This window comes from Pseudomonas sp. W15Feb34, assembly GCF_023127765.1.
Taxonomy (GTDB): domain Bacteria; phylum Pseudomonadota; class Gammaproteobacteria; order Pseudomonadales; family Pseudomonadaceae; genus Aquipseudomonas; species Aquipseudomonas synxantha_A.
Genome location: NZ_SPKN01000023.1, coordinates 69,622 through 85,501, shown reverse-complemented (window position 1 = coordinate 85,501; position 15,880 = coordinate 69,622). Strand labels below are relative to the sequence as shown.

16 protein-coding genes are annotated in these 15,880 nt (G+C 61.7%); 10 read left to right on the top strand and 6 right to left on the bottom strand.

From position 1 onward, the window contains the following. Position 1: 1 nt before the first annotated feature. Complete coding sequence (locus E4O97_RS10275) at positions 2-1,150, bottom strand: efflux RND transporter periplasmic adaptor subunit (protein ID WP_078820508.1); 1,149 nt, start codon at positions 1,148-1,150, stop codon at positions 2-4. 265 nt (positions 1,151-1,415) lie between these two features. On the opposite strand from E4O97_RS10275, the gene E4O97_RS10270 reads away from it, so the two are divergent. Continuing rightward, a complete protein-coding gene (locus E4O97_RS10270; RefSeq protein ID WP_005785903.1) occupies positions 1,416-2,048 on the top strand; it encodes a TetR family transcriptional regulator in 633 nt (210 codons plus the stop codon). Between the two features lie 301 nt (positions 2,049-2,349). Here E4O97_RS10270 and E4O97_RS10265 read toward each other — a convergent pair whose 3' ends face one another. From E4O97_RS10265 to E4O97_RS10255, 3 genes are read right to left on the bottom strand one after another with little or no spacing between them, the layout of a single operon-like run. Further along, on the bottom strand, positions 2,350-3,405 hold the full coding sequence (locus E4O97_RS10265) for an alkene reductase (protein ID WP_248161295.1): 1,056 nt from the start codon (positions 3,403-3,405) through the stop codon (positions 2,350-2,352). 27 nt (positions 3,406-3,432) lie between these two features. Continuing rightward, complete coding sequence (locus E4O97_RS10260; RefSeq protein WP_248161293.1) at positions 3,433-4,599, bottom strand: MFS transporter; 1,167 nt, start codon at positions 4,597-4,599, stop codon at positions 3,433-3,435. Positions 4,600-4,613: 14 nt separating this feature from the next. Continuing rightward, complete coding sequence (locus tag E4O97_RS10255) at positions 4,614-4,928, bottom strand: helix-turn-helix transcriptional regulator (RefSeq protein WP_032877312.1); 315 nt, start codon at positions 4,926-4,928, stop codon at positions 4,614-4,616. Positions 4,929-5,083: 155 nt separating this feature from the next. Here E4O97_RS10255 and E4O97_RS10250 point away from each other — a divergent pair, with 155 nt between their 5' ends. Further along, on the top strand, positions 5,084-5,668 hold the full coding sequence (locus E4O97_RS10250) for an ACP phosphodiesterase (protein ID WP_032877311.1): 585 nt from the start codon (positions 5,084-5,086) through the stop codon (positions 5,666-5,668). Between the two features lie 107 nt (positions 5,669-5,775). Here E4O97_RS10250 and E4O97_RS10245 read toward each other — a convergent pair whose 3' ends face one another. Together E4O97_RS10245 and olsB are read right to left on the bottom strand one after the other, a co-directional pair. Beyond that, positions 5,776-6,567: a lysophospholipid acyltransferase family protein gene (locus E4O97_RS10245; protein ID WP_032877310.1), complete on the bottom strand. Its 792-nt coding sequence runs from the start codon at positions 6,565-6,567 to the stop codon at positions 5,776-5,778. After that, on the bottom strand, positions 6,567-7,322 hold the full coding sequence (gene olsB / locus E4O97_RS10240) for an L-ornithine N(alpha)-acyltransferase (RefSeq protein ID WP_005785912.1): 756 nt from the start codon (positions 7,320-7,322) through the stop codon (positions 6,567-6,569). Before olsB ends, E4O97_RS10245 begins: the two co-directional genes overlap by 1 nt. Positions 7,323-7,506: 184 nt before the next feature. On the opposite strand from olsB, the gene E4O97_RS10235 reads away from it, so the two are divergent. The 8 genes from E4O97_RS10235 to E4O97_RS10200 all read left to right on the top strand — a co-directional run bounded on the left by E4O97_RS10235 (position 7,507) and on the right by E4O97_RS10200 (position 15,871). After that, the gene (locus tag E4O97_RS10235; RefSeq protein WP_248161291.1) at positions 7,507-8,580 is read left to right on the top strand and encodes a serine hydrolase; all 1,074 of its coding nucleotides are present in this window, start codon (positions 7,507-7,509) and stop codon (positions 8,578-8,580) included. Next, on the top strand, positions 8,577-8,891 hold the full coding sequence (locus E4O97_RS10230) for an amidase (protein WP_216090864.1): 315 nt from the start codon (positions 8,577-8,579) through the stop codon (positions 8,889-8,891). The genes E4O97_RS10235 and E4O97_RS10230 overlap by 4 nt, the downstream gene beginning before the upstream one ends. A gap of 258 nt (positions 8,892-9,149) precedes the next feature. Continuing rightward, entirely contained in the window at positions 9,150-10,325 is a 1,176-nt protein-coding gene (locus E4O97_RS10225) for a M20 aminoacylase family protein (protein ID WP_005785919.1), read from the top strand. 60 nt (positions 10,326-10,385) lie between these two features. Next, the gene (locus E4O97_RS10220) at positions 10,386-11,696 is read left to right on the top strand and encodes a citrate-proton symporter (protein ID WP_248130498.1); all 1,311 of its coding nucleotides are present in this window, start codon (positions 10,386-10,388) and stop codon (positions 11,694-11,696) included. Continuing rightward, positions 11,693-13,135 carry an amidase gene (locus E4O97_RS10215; RefSeq protein ID WP_078820512.1) on the top strand — a complete coding sequence of 481 codons (1,443 nt, stop codon included), beginning with the start codon at positions 11,693-11,695 and terminating at the stop codon, positions 13,133-13,135. The genes E4O97_RS10220 and E4O97_RS10215 overlap by 4 nt, the downstream gene beginning before the upstream one ends. 65 nt (positions 13,136-13,200) lie before the next feature. Next, positions 13,201-13,959, top strand: coding sequence for a helix-turn-helix domain-containing protein (locus tag E4O97_RS10210; RefSeq protein WP_078820513.1), 759 nt, complete (start codon positions 13,201-13,203; stop codon positions 13,957-13,959). A gap of 171 nt (positions 13,960-14,130) precedes the next feature. Continuing rightward, a complete protein-coding gene (locus E4O97_RS10205) occupies positions 14,131-14,712 on the top strand; it encodes a YceI family protein (RefSeq protein ID WP_032877305.1) in 582 nt (193 codons plus the stop codon). Position 14,713: 1 nt separating this feature from the next. Continuing rightward, positions 14,714-15,871: a phosphatidylserine/phosphatidylglycerophosphate/cardiolipin synthase family protein gene (locus E4O97_RS10200; RefSeq protein WP_005785930.1), complete on the top strand. Its 1,158-nt coding sequence runs from the start codon at positions 14,714-14,716 to the stop codon at positions 15,869-15,871. Positions 15,872-15,880 lie beyond the last annotated feature (9 nt).

Sequence of the window (15,880 nt, the reverse complement as noted above, 5' to 3'; positions counted from 1 at the left end):
ATTACTCCCCTTGACCAGCAGCGGCAGCAGGCGCTGCAGCAGTACCGGCGGGTTTAGCGTTGGAGGCTTCCGTGACCTTCACCTCGGCGCCCGGCTTGACGTACTGCAAGCCTTCGGTGATGACGCGGTCACCGGCATTGAGGCCTTTTTCCACCAGCCAGTAGGCACCCGCGGTACGGTTGGCAACCAGTTCGCGTTGCTCGACCTTGTTGTCCTTGTTCACGATCAGCGCCGTCGGAATGCCGCGCAGGTCACGGGTCACGCCTTGCTGCGGAGCCAGGATGGCCTTGCTGTTCACACCGGCCAGCAACTGGGCGTGTACGAACATGCCCGGCAGCAGCACGTGGTCAGGGTTGGGGAACACGGCACGCAGGGTCACGGAACCGGTGGTCTGGTCGACCGACACTTCGGAGAATTCCAGCTTGCCGTCCTGGGCGTAAGGCGTGCCGTCTTCCAGGGTCAGCTTGACCTTGGCGGCGTTTTCGCCGGCCTTCTCCAGCTGGCCGCTTTCCAGGTCGCGGCGCAGTTTCAGCATTTCAGCCGAGGACTGCGTAACGTCGACGTAGATCGGGTCCAGTTGCTGAATCACGGCCATGGCATCGGCCTGGCCATTGCTGACCAGTGCGCCTTCGGTCACCGAAGAACGACCAATACGCCCGGAGATCGGTGCAAACACTTTGGTGTAGCGCACGTTGATCTGGGCGGTTTGAACGTTTGCTTCGGCGGTCATGCGGTTGGCGACGGCGGTGTCGTATTCCTGACGGCTGACGGCCTGTTCATCGACCAACTGCTTGTAGCGGTCGCTGATGGACTTGGTCTGGGACAGGCTGGCTTGTGCGCTTTTCAGCGTGGCCTCATACACCGACGGGTCGATCTGGTAGAGCTGTTGCCCTTCCTTCACGTCGGCGCCTTCCTTGAACAGGCGCTTGAGAATGATGCCGTTGACCTGAGGCCGCACTTCCGCGATGCGAAAGGCCGTGGTGCGGCCTGGCAGCTCGGTGGTCAGGGTATAGGCTTGCGGTTGAATGGTGACCACGCCGACCTGAGGGGTTTGAGCGGGCGGTGCCGCTTCTTCCTTTTTACATCCGCTGAGCAGCGATGCCAGGGCGACGGCAGTGACCAGAGCGGTAACAGCTGGCTTAAGTTGCATGAAGATCCTCGGGTCAGGCGCGCAGAGTGCGCACAAGAAGTGTGGAAGGGTAAAAAACAAGCTGTGAGTGGATAAGTAGCTTGCTACGCAATATACTTACGTTCATGGTTGTTTGTAAACTCTTGACAGGCTTGGCGCATTGTTGACAAAGCACTGCCGCAAGCCTCGATTCTAGTACGTTCGGTGCCCATGACGGCATCGTCCCATAATTATTCAGATGATGGTCAAGTACCATCCACAGTGTCCCGATTGAGGTTTTACTGCCATGGTTCGTCGCACCAAAGAGGAAGCTCAGGAAACGCGCAGCCAGATTCTCCAAGCCGCCGAGCAAGCCTTTTATGAGCGCGGCGTCGCGCGGACCACCCTGGCGGACATCGCCACGCTGGCAGGGGTGACGCGCGGGGCTATCTACTGGCACTTCAGCAACAAGTCCGACTTGCTTCAGGCACTGCTCGACACGTTGCACGAGCCCCTGGACGAACTGGCGCGGGCCAGTGAAAGCGAGGACGAAGCCGACCCGCTGGGCTGTATGCGCAAGCTGCTGATTCATCTCTACCATGAAGTGGCCCTGGACCCGAAAACCCGGCGCATCAACGAGATTCTGTTTCATAAGTGCGAGTTCACCGATGAAATGTGTGACATGCGCCGCCAACGCCAGACCCACACCCTTGAGTGCAACCTGCGCATCGGCTTGACGTTGCGTAACGCGGTCCATCGCGGGCAACTTCCAGCCACGCTGGATACCACCCGCGGCGCCGTGTGTATTCATGCCTTTATCCACGGCTTGATCGGCCAGTGGCTGCTGGTGCCTGACAGTTTTCAATTGCATCAGGACGCCGAGCGTTGGGCTGATATAGGGCTGGACATGCTGCGCCTGAGCCCCAGCCTGCGCAATTGAGACAAAATGCGTAATTGCGACCAGTTGTGTCAACAGTAAAGCCTAAGGACGGTCAATCGTCCTCCTGCCTGATTTGTGGGATGACTTTATATACGGGCTGGCGGGCCGTTGATAGGTAGCCGGCTAAGTATTTTGTAGCGATATTGTTGCCGTTCTGTGAAGCAATGTTTCCGCAGGCGCTACAAACAGGCAAATGTGGGAGGGGGCTTGCCCCCGATAGCGGTGGATCAGTCACTGATGTGTTGACTGAAGCACTGCTATCGGGGGCAAGCCCCCTCCCACATTGGTTTTGCGGATCAGGTTAGATCGGCAGCGTCGGGTAGTCGATGTAACCCACCGGGCCTTTGCCATAGAAGGTTTCTGGGTGCGGTTCGTTCAACGGCGCATCAGCCTTCAAGCGCGCCGGCAGGTCCGGGTTGGCGATGAAAGGAATACCGAAGGCCACCGCATCCGCTTTGCCCGCCGCCAGCCAGGCGTTGGCGCTGTCTTTGGTGAAACGTTCGTTGGCGATGTAGACGCCGCCGAAGGCTTTTTTCAGTTGTGGGCCGAGGCTGTCCGCGCCTTCTTTTTCACGGGAGCAGATGAAGGCGATGCCACGCTTGCCCAGTTCGCTGGCGACGTAGGTGAAGGTTTCGGCCAGGTTGGCGTCGCCCATGTCGTGCGCATCGCCACGCGGTGCCAGGTGCACGCCCACGCGGCCGGCGCCCCATACTTCGATGGCGGCGTCGGTGACTTCCAGCAGCAGGCGCGCACGGTTTTCCAGGGAACCGCCGTATTGGTCGGTGCGCTGGTTGGTGCTGCTTTGCAGGAACTGGTCGAGCAGGTAGCCGTTGGCGCCGTGGATTTCCACGCCGTCAAAGCCTGCGGCCTTGGCGTTTTCGGCGCCCACGCGGTAAGCGTCGACGATGTCGGCGATTTCAGCGGTTTCCAGGGCGCGCGGGGTAGGGTAGTCGGCCAGTGGGCGCACCAGGCTGACGTGACCTTTGGCCTGGATCGCGCTGGGGGCCACCGGGGTTTCGCCGTTCAGGTAGGACTCGTGGGAGATGCGACCCACATGCCACAGTTGCAGGAAGATCTTGCCGCCCGCGCCATGCACGGCCTTGGTGATGTTGGCCCAGCCACGCACCTGGTCGTTGGACCAGATGCCCGGCGTGTCCGGGTAGCCCACGCCCATGGGCGTCACGGAGGTGGCTTCGCTGAGGATCAGCCCGGCGGATGCGCGCTGCACGTAATACTCGGCCATCAGCGCGTTGGGCACGCGGCCGGCATCGGCACGGCAGCGGGTCAGTGGCGCCATGATGATGCGGTTCGACAGTTCCAGGTCGCCCAGTGTGATCGGATCGAAAATAGTCGTCATGGGAAAACACCTTTGTCTTTAAGTTGATCAGTTGGTCGCGGGGGCCAGGTCGGCATCGCCGCTCTGGCGGAAGGTAATCAGGGTCACCAGCAGCGCGAGAATCGCCAGTGCTGCTGCGGCCAGGGGCACGCTGGTCAGGCCGAAGCCGTGGGCAATCACGCTGCCACCGACCCAGGCGCCGAGGGCGTTACCGATGTTGAAGGCACCGATGTTCAGGGTGGACACCAGGTTGGGGGCGGCCTTGCCGAAGGTCATCACGTTGATCTGCAGCGCTGGTACGGCGGCAAACGAGGCGGTGGCCCACAGGAACAGGGTGATTTCGGTCGGTATCAGTGCAACGCTGGTCCAGCTCAACACCGTGGAAACCACCGCCATGCTGATGAACACGCCGATCAGGGTGGCCGCCAGGCGTTTGTCGGCCAGCTTGCCGCCGATGATGTTGCCCACCGTGAGGCCCAGGCCGATCAACAGCAGGGTCCAGGTCACGCCTTTGGGCGACACGCCGGTCACATCGCCCAGCAGCGGGGCTACGTAGGTAAAGAGGGTGAACATGGAGGCGGCGAACAGCGCCGTCATGCTCAGCGACAACCAGATACCCGCGCCTTTGAGGGCAGCGAGTTCGGCGCGCATGTCGAGTTTTTCTTCGTCACGCTTGGCCGGCAGGAAGCGGATCAGGCCGATCAAGGCGATCACGCCAATCACGGTCACTGCCCAAAAGGTCGAGCGCCAGCCAGCTTCCTGACCCAGTGCAGTGCCCAACGGCACGCCGAGCACGTTGGCCAGGGTCAAACCGGTGAACATCAAGGCCACCGCAGAAGCGCGTTTATTGGCCGGCACCAGGTTGGCCGCCACCACGGAACCGATCCCGAAGAAGGCACCGTGGCACAGCGCCGTGACGACGCGGGCAAACATCAGCACGTTGTAGTCACTGGCCAGGGCGCAGAGGAGGTTGCCGACAATAAAGATGCCCATCAACGCTACCAGAGCGGCCTTGCGTGGCAGCCTGGCGGTGGCCAGTGCCATGAAGGGCGCGCCGATGGCCACGCCCAAGGCGTAGCCGGTGACCAGCCAGCCGGCGCCGGGAATCGACACACCCAGGTCCGCCGCGACATCGGGCAGCAGCCCCATGATGACGAACTCGGTGGTGCCGATGGCGAAGGCGCTCAGGGCCAGTATGAGGAGCGAGAGGGGCATTTGCGTTTCCTTGGTTATTGCGGTGCGCTGAGTTCGGTTATGAGCGCCGTGAGAAAGGCTTGGATCGTCTCCTCATTGCGTTTGAAAAAGTGCCATTGCCCGGCCTTCTGGCTGCTGATCAATCCCGCCCGTTGCAAGGTTGCCAGGTGCGCCGACACGGTCGACTGGGACAGGCCGCAGCGCTGGTCGATCTGCCCGGCGCAGATGCCGTATTCGTGGTTGTGCAGTTGCTCGGGGAATTGCACTTTCGGGTCTTTGAGCCAGGTGAGGATGTCTCGTCGTACTGGGTGCGCCAGGGCTTTTATTATTTCGTCGAGGTCGATGGACATGGCAGGGTGCTCGGTGTCGTAAAGCGTTATATCGCGATGAGGCGAACTTTAAATCGTCATATCTCGATATACCAATATGATTTTGATCTGAGGCCAAAGCGAATCGGTATATCGGGTTATAACGATATGAGTGCGGCAGTGATAGACTGCGCGCCATGAATTATCTCGCACATCTGCACCTGGGCGGCCAACTTCCTGCGCAACTGCTGGGCAGCCTGTATGGCGACTTCGTCAAAGGCCGCCTGCAGGGCCAGTTCAGCCCGCAAATCGAAGCAGCGATCCAGTTGCACCGTTCGATTGACCGGTTTACCGATAGCCACCCGTTGGTGGGCGAGGCGTTGTCGCGCTTCAGCCTGACCCGCAGGCGCTATGCCGGGATCGTGCTCGATGTGTTTTTTGACCATTGCCTGGCGCGGGATTGGGCGTTGTATGCCGAGCAGCCCCTGGAGCGTTTTACCTCGCAGGTGTATCGCGTGCTGGCGGCAGAACCTGAGTTACCGGGGCGGCTGGCGCAGATTGCGCCGTATATGGCGGCGGATGACTGGCTGGGTTCGTATCGCGAGTTCGCGGTGATGGAGCAGGTGCTGCGTGGAATTTCGCGGCGGCTGACTGACCCGCAGGCACTCGGATTTGCGATGCACGAGTTGCGCGAGCTTTATAAGCCGTTAAGTGAAGATTTCCGGGTGTTCTATCCCCAATTGCAGAGATTTGCGCAGATCCAACTGACCACCGATGTCTAAATGTGGGAGGGGGCTTGCTCCCGATTGCGGTGTGTCAGTCACTGTCTATGTTGACTGAACAACTGCTATCGGGAGCAAGCCCCCTCCCACATATGACTGTGCCCGCTTTATGCCGCGAACGCAGGTCGAGCAGCCACTTGCTCAGCTTCCGGCACCGGCCCAAACAACGCCTTTTGCACCGCCTGCTGAGCCTGATACGCCAATGCCGCGCGTTCCTGCCCGGCGCAGGCAATCGGCTTGAGCAGATGAATCTGCACATCGCCCTGGTCGTTGGAAAACAAGCGCATCAGGTGCGAGAGCAAATCGTCATCGCCAATGAACGGCGCCAGCGGATCAACCCCACCGTCACGCAAATAACGAATCGCCACCGGTTGCAGCGACACATCCGCATCGATTGCACTGGCCAGCAAACGCCCGTGAAACGTACGCAAGCTGCGTCCGTCAGTGGTGGTGCCCTCGGGGAACATCAGCAGCGGGTGCTGTTGCTCCAGATGGCGGGTCATCTGTTTGCGGATCAACTGGCTGTCACCCGCGCCACGACGAATGAACAGACTGCCGGCCTTGGCCGCCAGCCAGCCGGCTACCGGCCAGGTGCGGACTTCGGCCTTGGACAAAAACGACAGCGGCGTGACCATGCCCAGCAGTGGAATGTCGGTCCAGGACACGTGATTGCTCACCCACAGCATCGGCGCTTGCGGCAACTCGCCGTGCACCGTTACGCGAAAGGGCAGGGCGTTGCTCAACCGCGCCATAAAGAACCGCGACCAACGCTGGCGCCGCACCATCGAATTGGCCACGCCCAGACGTTCGAACAGGCCAAACACACTGGCCATGCTCAAGCCCAGCGCCACCACCAACAGCACGCGGGCTATGCGCCCGTAGATGCGCAGGCGGTTCATCACATCGCCGCCTTGAAGTGGCGCGCGTAGCGCGGGCACAACTCATCGCGCTTGAGCAGGATGAACACATCGGCCACCTGGAAGTCTTCATCCCAGCACGGCTCGCCGCAGATCTTCGCGCCCAGGCGCATATAAGCTTTGAGCAGCGGTGGCATTTCGGCGATGACGTTGGACGGCAAGTCCAGGGCCGGCAGTGGCTTTTTCGGCTCGGCGCGCAGGTGTTCGTTGCACAGGTAGCGCTCGCGCAAGCGCTGCATGATTGCGTGGGCCTGAATGCCGCCATCGTGCATCGGGATGCTCGCGCAGCCCATCAGGTAGCTGTAGCTGCCCTGGTTGAGCACTTCGGCCAGTTCGCCCCAGAGCACCGCGATGGTGCCGCCGTTGCGGTAAGCCGGGTCGACGCAGGTGCGACCGATTTCCAGGATCGGGCCTTGCAAGTGCAGCAAGCCATGCAGGCTGAATTCTTCTTCGCTGTAGAACCGGCCCAAAGTGCTGGCGGCCTGGTGGTCGAGCAGACGGGTGGTGGCGACGAGTCGACCGCTGTTCAAGTCCCGCACGCCGATGTGGCTGCAGTGAACATCATAGTCATCCATGTCCAGGCCCAGTTCCGCGCCTTTCAGCTTGGCGTTGAACTCGCCGCTGAACACGTTGAACCGCAGGGCCTGGGCTTCCTGCAAGGCCTTGGCGCCCACCAGGCGTTCGGCTTGCAGACGGCGTTCATTGCCTTTGTCGCTGATGCGGGCGATCTGAGTCATAGCGAGTCTCCGGGTGCCGGCCAGGTTGCGGCCAGTCGACTTTGTTGTCCAAAGTCAGGCTATGTAGCCTCGGTGTCATCTCCATGAACTTACGGTGACGGTTGGGTGACAGCCCCCGTGTAGCAAATCTGTCATTGGTCTGCGCTAGGCTCGCGGGCTTGAATGCCCCCTTGAGTTCGTGCCCATGGTCCGAGGCCTGCTGTGCGTTGTTGTGCTTTTAGTTACCGCTACCGTCCGCGCTGAAACCTGGCCCGAAAAAGAATGGGCCACGGGCACGTCACTTGAAGGTCCCGCTGTCGATGCCCTGAACGCCTATGCTTTCCCGTCCCGTGACGACACCACCCGCAAAGGCATTCGTACCGACGCGCTGCTGATCATTCGTGACGGTGAGATCATCTACGAGCGCTACGCCGCACCCACTACCGCCAGCACGCCGCACCTGACCTGGTCGGTGAGCAAAAGCCTGATGACCACCGTGCTGGGCGTGGCCTATGGTGAAGGCCGCTTCAAACTCACCGACCCGGCCGCACGTTTTTACCCGCCAATGAAGCAACACCCCAAGGTGAGCATGGGCGACTTGCTCCATTGGGCTTCGGGGCTGGATTGGCAGGAAGACTATGAATACGCGCCATTGAAGTCTTCTGTTGTGGCGATGCTCTATACCCGTGGGCGTGGCGATATGGCGCAATTTGCCGCCGATACCGAAGCCGCCGCCGAACCCGGCCAGGCGTTCCGTTATTCCAGTGGCGACAGCAATATTCTGTCCGCTGCGCTTAAAGGGATGCTCGGCCACCAGGCGTACATGAGCTATCCGTGGGATGCGCTGTTCAAGCCATTGGGCATTCGCAACGCGACGTGGGAAACCGATGCCGACGAAACCTTTGTTGCCTCGTCCTACGCCTACCTCACTGCTCGCGATCTGGCGCGGGTCGGGCTGCTGATGGCACGGGAAGGGCGCTGGGGTGAGCAACAGTTGCTGCCCAAAGAGTGGGTGGCTTTCAATCGGCGGCCTTTCGACAAATACAAAGCCGGCCAGGATGAAGCGGTACCGGGCGGCCACTGGTGGCTCAACAAGGGTACGCCCCAACCCTGGCCCGACGCCCCGACCGACACCTTCGCTGCGCTGGGGCACTGGGGCCAGGCACTGTTTGTACTGCCCGACGAGCACTTGGTGATCGTGCGCTACGGCGATGACCGCGATGGCAGCTACCGCCACAACGAACTGCTCAAGCGCGTGCTGGCGGCGGTGCGGTCATGATTCGTCGTCGGCCATTTACCAGCCTGCTGCTACTGCTGTTACTGGCCCTATTGGGTTGGGTATGGCACGAGCGCGTCAACCTGCAAGCCTTCCCCGACATCATCGCGGCGTACACGGCCAAGGAGTATTGCTCGTGTCGGTATGTGGAGAACAACCCGGCGCAGTATTGCCTGGGGTATGTGAAGCAGTACGTGTCGACCAGTGCGTTCACTGACTCGCCGGAACGCAGTGAAGTCACCACAAGCGGTTTAGGGCGTACGCACACGGCGCGGTGGTTGGGCGACCGTCAAGGCTGCCGCCTCAACCCCTGACACACCCAAATTCCCCTGTGGGAGCTGGCTTGCCTGCGATAGCGTCAGGTCAGCCAACATCACTGGTGCCTGTGCCGCCGTCATCGCAGGCAAGCCAGCTCCCACATTTAGATTATCTGCGTGGGTTCTCGGAAAAAGAACCGGCCTTGAGGTTCCACAGGGTGGAACCACCTTTGATTGTCCTCACGCCCACATCGCGCTTAGCTGTCGATGTGTCGCCAACAAGAACGGGACCACCCGCCTGTGAGGAGAATCACCATGCGCCCACACCAGCACATTCTGGATTGGCTCAGCGATGTTGCCAGCGACTTGCACGCTGTGCGCCACGATATCCACGCCCATCCCGAACTCGGCTTTGAAGAGAACCGCACCTCAGCGCTGGTCGCGCAGTCCCTGCGGGATTGGGGGTATGAGGTGCATACCGGCATCGGCAAGACCGGTGTGGTCGGGGTGCTGCGCAATGGCAGCAGTTCGCGCACGCTGGGTATTCGTGCCGATATGGACGCCTTGCCCATCATCGAAAATACCGGTGCGGCCTACACCAGCCAGCACGCCGGTTGCATGCACGCCTGCGGGCATGACGGCCACACCACCATGCTGCTCGGCGCTGCCCGCTACCTGGCGGCGACCCGGCAATTCGACGGCACCCTGAATCTGATTTTCCAACCCGCCGAAGAAGGCCAGGGCGGTGCCGAGGCGATGTTGGCGGATGGTTTGCTGGAGCGCTTTCCGTGTGACGGCCTGTTCGGCATGCACAATATGCCGGGCTTGCCGGCGGGGCATTTGGGATTAAGAGTTGGCCCGATGATGGCGTCCCAGGACTTGCTCACTGTCACCCTTGAAGGCGTCGGCGGCCATGGTTCCATGCCGCACCTCACGGTCGATCCACTGGTGGCTGCAGCGAGTATGGTCATGGCCTTGCAGACGGTGGTGGCGCGCAATATCGATACCCAGGAAGCCGCCGTGGTCACCGTCGGCGCCTTGCAGGCCGGCCAGGCTGCTAACGTGATTCCCCAGCAAGCGTTATTGCGCCTGAGCCTGCGTGCACTCAACCCCAAGGTGCGCGAACAGATGCTGGAGCGGGTCAACGCGATCATCAACACCCAGGCCGCCAGCTTCGGCTGCACCGTGCAGATCGAGCACCGCCCGGCCTACCCGGTGCTGGTCAACCATGGCGAAGAAACCGAATTCGCTCGCCAGGTCGGTGTGGCCTTGCTCGGCGCCGATGCGGTGGATGGCAACACTCGCACGCTGATGGGCAGTGAAGACTTCGCCTGGATGCTGCAACGCTGCCCCGGCAGTTACCTGTTTATCGGCAATGGCGTGTCGCGGCCGATGGTGCATAACCCCGCCTATGACTTCAACGACGACATCCTGCTGACCGGCGCCGCCTATTGGGGCGCGTTGGCCGAGAGCTGGCTCAAGCCTGCCTGACGACTGCACTTTTTTCTGCCGCTGGACCCTTTCCCTTATAGGTTGAATGGAGTGCTCCTCATGCAGACTTTAAAACCAGGCGTCTCGCGCACCCGCCAAGTGGTGGCCGCCGTGATCGGCAATGCACTGGAATGGTATGACTTCATCGTCTACGGCTTTCTCGCCAGCATCATCGCCCGGCAGTTTTTCCCGTCGGAGGATGAATACGCTTCGCTGCTGATGGCCCTGGCCACCTTTGGCGTGGGCTTTTTCATGCGGCCGGTGGGCGGGATCCTGTTGGGTATCTACGCCGACCGCAAAGGCCGCAAAGCCGCGATGCAATTGATTATTCGGTTGATGACCGTGTCCATCGCGCTGATCGCCTTCGCCCCCAACTACGCCGCCATCGGCATGGGCGCGCCGTTGCTGATTGTGGTGGCGCGGATGCTTCAGGGGTTTGCCACCGGCGGTGAATACGCGAGTGCCACGGCGTTTCTGGTGGAGAGCGCACCGGCCCATCGCAAGGGGTTGTATGGTTCCTGGCAATTGGTGGGGCAGTGCCTGGCGGTGTTTGGTGGTGCGGCGATGGTGGCGCTGGTCACGCACTTCTTCTCCCCCGAAACCCTCGACCTGTGGGGCTGGCGCCTGCCGTTTGTGCTGGGCTTGCTGATCGGCCCGGTGGGGTTGTGGATCCGGCGGCACATGGAAGACCCGGAAGAGTTTATCCAAGCGCGCAAAAACGCTACCGGCCCGGCGCCGAGCCTGATGCAGGTGCTGCGTGAACATCGGCGCAGCATCCTGGTGTCCATGGGCCTGGCGTGCGGGGCGACGGTGTCGTTCTATGTGGTGTTGGTGAACATGCCGACCTTCGCCCACAAGAATCTCGGCCTGCCATTGGACCAGGTGCTGATGGTGCAGATGTTTGCGGTGGCGCTGATGACCGTGGTGATTCCCTTGTCCGGCCTGCTCTCGGATCGCTTGGGGCGGCGACCGGTGTTGATGGCCTTCACCCTGGCGTTCTTCGTGATGGTCTACCCGTTGTATGTATGGGTGGCTGCCGCGCCGTCCATTGAGCGTTTGCTGGTGATGCAGGTGATGCTGTGCACGGCCATTGGCGGGTTCTTCGGCCCGGCGCCGACGGCGTTGGCTGAACAGTTTCCCATCGAGGTGCGCTCGACCGGCGTGTCGGTGGCCTATAACGTGGCGGTGATGGTGTTCGGCGGTTTTGCGCCGTTGATCGTGACCTGGTTGAGTAAGGTACTGGGCACGCCGGTGGCGCCGTCGTTCTACGTATTGTTCGCGTGCGTGCTGACGCTGCTCGGCACTTATTGCATGCGCGAGGCTCCGCGGGCGAGCAAGCCGCTGGCGTTTTCCAGAGAGGTGAAGCCTTGAGTATTGTCGATTGGGATGCCACGCAACTGTCGCAGGCGATCCATGGGCGGCAGGTGTCGTGCGAAGAGGTGATGCAGGCGTACCTGGCGCAGATCCAGCGTTTCAACCCCCGTGTGAATGCGTTGGTGTCGTTGCGCGACAGCGAGGTTGTGCTGGCCGAGGCAAGGGCCTGCGACCGGGAGTTGGCCCAGGGCCAATCCCGCGGTTGGATGCATGGCATGCCCCAGGCCATCAAGGATCTGGCGGCAACCCAAGGTTTGCGCACCACGTTGGGCTCACCATTGTTTGCCGAGCATGTACCCAGCGAAGACGCCATCAGCGTGGCGCGGGTGCGCGCCAGTGGCGCGATCATCATCGGCAAGACCAACGTGCCGGAGTTTGGCCTGGGGTCCCACACCTACAACACGCTGTTCGGCACCACCGGCAATGCCTATGACCCACGCCTGACGGCCGGCGGCAGCAGCGGCGGGGCAGCGGTGGCCCTCGCGTTGCGGATGTTGCCGGTGGCCGATGGCAGCGACATGATGGGCTCGCTGCGCAACCCGGCGGCGTTCAATAACGTGTTCGGCTTGCGCCCGTCCCAGGGCCGCGTGCCCCACGGGCCGATGCCGGAGCTGTTTGTGCAGCAACTGGGCACCGAAGGCCCGATGGGGCGCAGTGTCACGGATGTAGCGCGACTGCTGAGCATCCAGGCCGGTTACGACCCCCGTGTGCCCTTGTCATCCCAGGACGATCCCGCGATGCTGGGCCAGTCGTTACAGCGCGACTTCAAAGGCACGCGCCTGGGTTGGCTGGGTGACTACAACGGTTATCTGCCGATGCAAGACGGCGTGCTGAGCCTGTGCGAGGCGGCACTCGATGATTTCGCCACGCTGGGCTGCGAGGTGCAAAGCTGCCAGCCGGACTTTTCCCTGGCGCGCCTGTGGCGTTGCTGGCTGGTACACCGCCATTGGCTGGTGCACGGCAACCTCGGCGCGGCCTACGCAAACCCGCGAAAACGCGCATTGCTCAAGCCCGAAGCGCAATGGGAAGTGGAGGGCGGCCAGGGCCTGAGTGCCCAGCAGGTGTACCAGGCGTCGGTGGATCGCAGCGAGTGGTATCGGGCCCTGGCCAAGTTGTTTGAGCGTTACGATTTTCTGCTGTTGCCCACCGCCCAAGTGTTCCCTTTCGATGCACAACAGCCTTGGCCACGCCTCGTTGGCGGGCGCGAAATGGACACCTATCACCGCTGGATGGAAGTGGTGATCGGCCCGACACTCGCCGGTTTGCCGAGCATGAGCATCCCGGTGGGCTTCAACCCCCAAGGGCTGCCCATGGGCCTGCAAGTCATCGGCCCGGCCCAGGCCGACCGAGCCGTGCTGCAACTGGCATTTGCCCATGAACAGCTGACTCAATGGGTGCAACGCCGGCCGCCGGCGTGCATTGCCACCACCACCTGACCTGCGACCGGGCCTGTATCTTGCTGTGTAAAACAGATCATCCACCAGCAACAGGGAGATCGAACATGGAGACAGGCACGGTACGCTCGGTTGAGCGCGCACTGGCAATCGTCGAGTTGCTGGGCGAGCACCAGGCCCTTGGGCTGGAAGAACTGCACTACCTTACGCGGCTGCCCAAGGCCACGGTGTCGCGCATGTTACTGACCTTGCAGGATCAGGGCTGGGTCTACCGCGGCCTGAGCGATCGGCGTTACCGCCTGCGCGCTCGGCGTTTGTTCGGTGATACCCAGCAACGCTTCAAGCGCCAGGTGGTGGAAAGCGCGGCGCCCTGGTTATTGGAGCTCAGCGAGCGCACGGGGTTGGTGGTGGACTTGTCGTGTTTCGACGGCGAGCGCCTGGAAGTCATGGAAAGCGCGATTCCCAGCGTGTTGCGCAAGCTCTACCCGAACAACTGCCAGATCGTCGGTCAGTACGCCAGCCTGTTTCACTCGGCGATGGGCAAGGCATGCCTGACGCAGTTGCCCCTTGATGAAGTGCAGCGGCTGGCGTGTCGCGATCGTGTGGCCGCCGATGAGCAAAGCCATGCTTGCGAGCAAACCCAGCACCAGGGGTTCGGCCAGCGTACCGAGGGCTATTGGGAATACCCGGTGCGTTTGCCCTTCCTGATTCGGGCGGTGGCGTTGCCGGTGCACGCCAATGGCCGGTTGGTGGGGAGCATGGCGTTGCATTGGCCCATGCATCAGGCGCCGGTGGAGCGGGTGTTGAATTTGCATATGGCCAGCCTTGAACAGGCGGTGTGCGAAGTTCAGCGAACGCTGGATTAAAAACACCGCAAAACCCTGTGGGAGCTGGCTTGCCTGCGATGGCGATGTATCAGTCAACCATTTCTCGCCTGGCACACCGCCATCGCAGGCAAGCCAGCTCCCACAATGGATTTGCGCCGTTCGTGAGATTGCGCTTAATGTTCGCCCAGGTTTTTTGCCCCATGAGTCTTTATGTTCAATGTCAAACCTCTGGTCTTCGCCCTGCTGACCTGCGCCACCGTGCCTGCCCACGCCGATTGGTACCTGGATAACGAATCCTCGCGCCTGTCTTTCGTCACCACCAAAAACACTGAGGTTGCTGAAGTCCACCGCTTCCTGGTGCTGCACGGCAAAGTCGATGCCAAAGGCGCGGCGCAGTTGCAAGTGGAGATGGAGTCGATCAACAGCGGCATCCCGCTGCGCGATGAGCGCATGCGCAAAGAGCTGTTCCAGATCAAGGCCTTTCCCGACGCATTGATCAGCGCACAGATCAATCTGCAACCGATCAACGACCTGGCGTCCGGCGCGCAACTGGAGTTGCGCCTGCCGCTGAGCGTCACCCTGCACGGCAAGACCCAGACCTACAGCGCCGAATTGCTTGCCACGCGCCTGGATGAGCGACGTTTCCAGGTGGTGACCCTGGAGCCTGTGGTGTTGCACGCCGAGGACTTCGATCTGGCGCCGGGTGTGGCGGCGTTGCGCAAGGCGGCGGGGCTCAAGTCGATCAGTTTGTCGGTGCCGGTGGGTGCGGTACTGATCTTCACGGCGCGCTGACATGAGTGGCGCAGTGTTCCCGTGGCGCAGCGCCAATCAATTCGAACTGCTGATCGACGGGCCGAGTTTCTTCCCGCAGATGCTGGTGGGCATCGCCCGGGCCGAGCAGCAGGTGGATCTTGAGCTGTATCTGGTCGAAGCCGGCGCCTGTGCCGACGCGATGGTGCAGGCGCTGGTGCTGGCCGCCGAACGTGGGGTGCAGGTGCGCTGCTTGTTCGATGACTACGGCAGCCTGGCGTTTACCCTTGGGCTGCGCAAGCGCTTGACCGACGCCGGCGTGGAGCTGCGTTTTTACAACCGCCTGAATTGGCGGCGCTGGATGCGCAACCTGTATCGCGACCACCGCAAGCTGCTGCTGATCGACCAGCGCGTTGCCGTGGTCGGTGGTACGGGCGTCACCGATGAGTTCTGGACGCCGGGGCAAGACAGCGCCGATTGGCATGAAGTGATGGTGCAGATCAGCGGCCCGCTGGTACTGGACTGGCAGGCCCTGTTCGACCGGCAATGGCACGCTAACGCCGCGCGCCGTGAATGGAAACCGGCGACCCATTTCGGTTTGCCGCGCTTGCCGAAAGTGCCAGCGACGGGCCCTGGGCTTGGTCGCGTGGCGTACGCCGACGCTCGTCAGCACCGCGATATCCTGCAGTCGTTGATTCGCGCGTTGAACAGCAGCAAAGGGCGTATCTGGCTGGCGACTCCCTATTTTCTGCCGACCTGGAGCGTGCGTCGTGCCTTGCGCCGGGCGGCAGGGCGCGGGGTGGATGTGCGTTTGCTGCTCACCGGGCCCCGTACCGATCACCCGTCAGTACGCTACGCCGGCCATCGTTATTACCCGCGTCTGCTGCGTGCAGGCGTGCAGATTTTTGAATACCAGCCGTGCTTTTTGCACCTGAAGATGGTGCTGGTGGACGATTGGGTCAGCATTGGCTCGTGCAATTTCGACCACTGGAATTTGCGCTTCAACCTGGAAGCCAACCTCGAAGCGTTGGACCCGGGATTGACGGCGGCGGTGGTGGGCAGTTTCGAAGCGGATTTTGCCCAAAGCCAGGTGGTGAGCCTGGAGGCCTGGAAGGCGCGGCCGTTGTGGAAGCGGGTGAAGCAGCGGGTGTGGGGGTGGATTGATCGGTTGGTTGTCAATCTGCTCGACCGGCGCGGCTAACAAGAACAA

Excerpts from the sequence above, each read along its gene's own strand:
- E4O97_RS10205 (WP_032877305.1), top strand. The coding sequence starts at position 14,131 with ATGTTCAATGTCAAACCTCTGGTCTTCGCCCTGCTGACCTGCGCCACC.
- olsB (WP_005785912.1), bottom strand. The coding sequence starts at position 7,322 with ATGACTCAGATCGCCCGCATCAGCGACAAAGGCAATGAACGCCGTCTG.
- E4O97_RS10260 (WP_248161293.1), bottom strand. The coding sequence starts at position 4,599 with ATGCCCCTCTCGCTCCTCATACTGGCCCTGAGCGCCTTCGCCATCGGC.
- E4O97_RS10200 (WP_005785930.1), top strand. The coding sequence starts at position 14,714 with ATGAGTGGCGCAGTGTTCCCGTGGCGCAGCGCCAATCAATTCGAACTG.
- E4O97_RS10255 (WP_032877312.1), bottom strand. The coding sequence starts at position 4,928 with ATGTCCATCGACCTCGACGAAATAATAAAAGCCCTGGCGCACCCAGTA.
- E4O97_RS10235 (WP_248161291.1), top strand. The coding sequence starts at position 7,507 with ATGGTCCGAGGCCTGCTGTGCGTTGTTGTGCTTTTAGTTACCGCTACC.
- E4O97_RS10265 (WP_248161295.1), bottom strand. The coding sequence starts at position 3,405 with ATGACGACTATTTTCGATCCGATCACACTGGGCGACCTGGAACTGTCG.
- E4O97_RS10250 (WP_032877311.1), top strand. The coding sequence starts at position 5,084 with ATGAATTATCTCGCACATCTGCACCTGGGCGGCCAACTTCCTGCGCAA.
- E4O97_RS10270 (WP_005785903.1), top strand. The coding sequence starts at position 1,416 with ATGGTTCGTCGCACCAAAGAGGAAGCTCAGGAAACGCGCAGCCAGATT.
- E4O97_RS10210 (WP_078820513.1), top strand. The coding sequence starts at position 13,201 with ATGGAGACAGGCACGGTACGCTCGGTTGAGCGCGCACTGGCAATCGTC.
- E4O97_RS10245 (WP_032877310.1), bottom strand. The coding sequence starts at position 6,567 with ATGAACCGCCTGCGCATCTACGGGCGCATAGCCCGCGTGCTGTTGGTG.
- E4O97_RS10220 (WP_248130498.1), top strand. The coding sequence starts at position 10,386 with ATGCAGACTTTAAAACCAGGCGTCTCGCGCACCCGCCAAGTGGTGGCC.
- E4O97_RS10275 (WP_078820508.1), bottom strand. The coding sequence starts at position 1,150 with ATGCAACTTAAGCCAGCTGTTACCGCTCTGGTCACTGCCGTCGCCCTG.
- E4O97_RS10230 (WP_216090864.1), top strand. The coding sequence starts at position 8,577 with ATGATTCGTCGTCGGCCATTTACCAGCCTGCTGCTACTGCTGTTACTG.
- E4O97_RS10225 (WP_005785919.1), top strand. The coding sequence starts at position 9,150 with ATGCGCCCACACCAGCACATTCTGGATTGGCTCAGCGATGTTGCCAGC.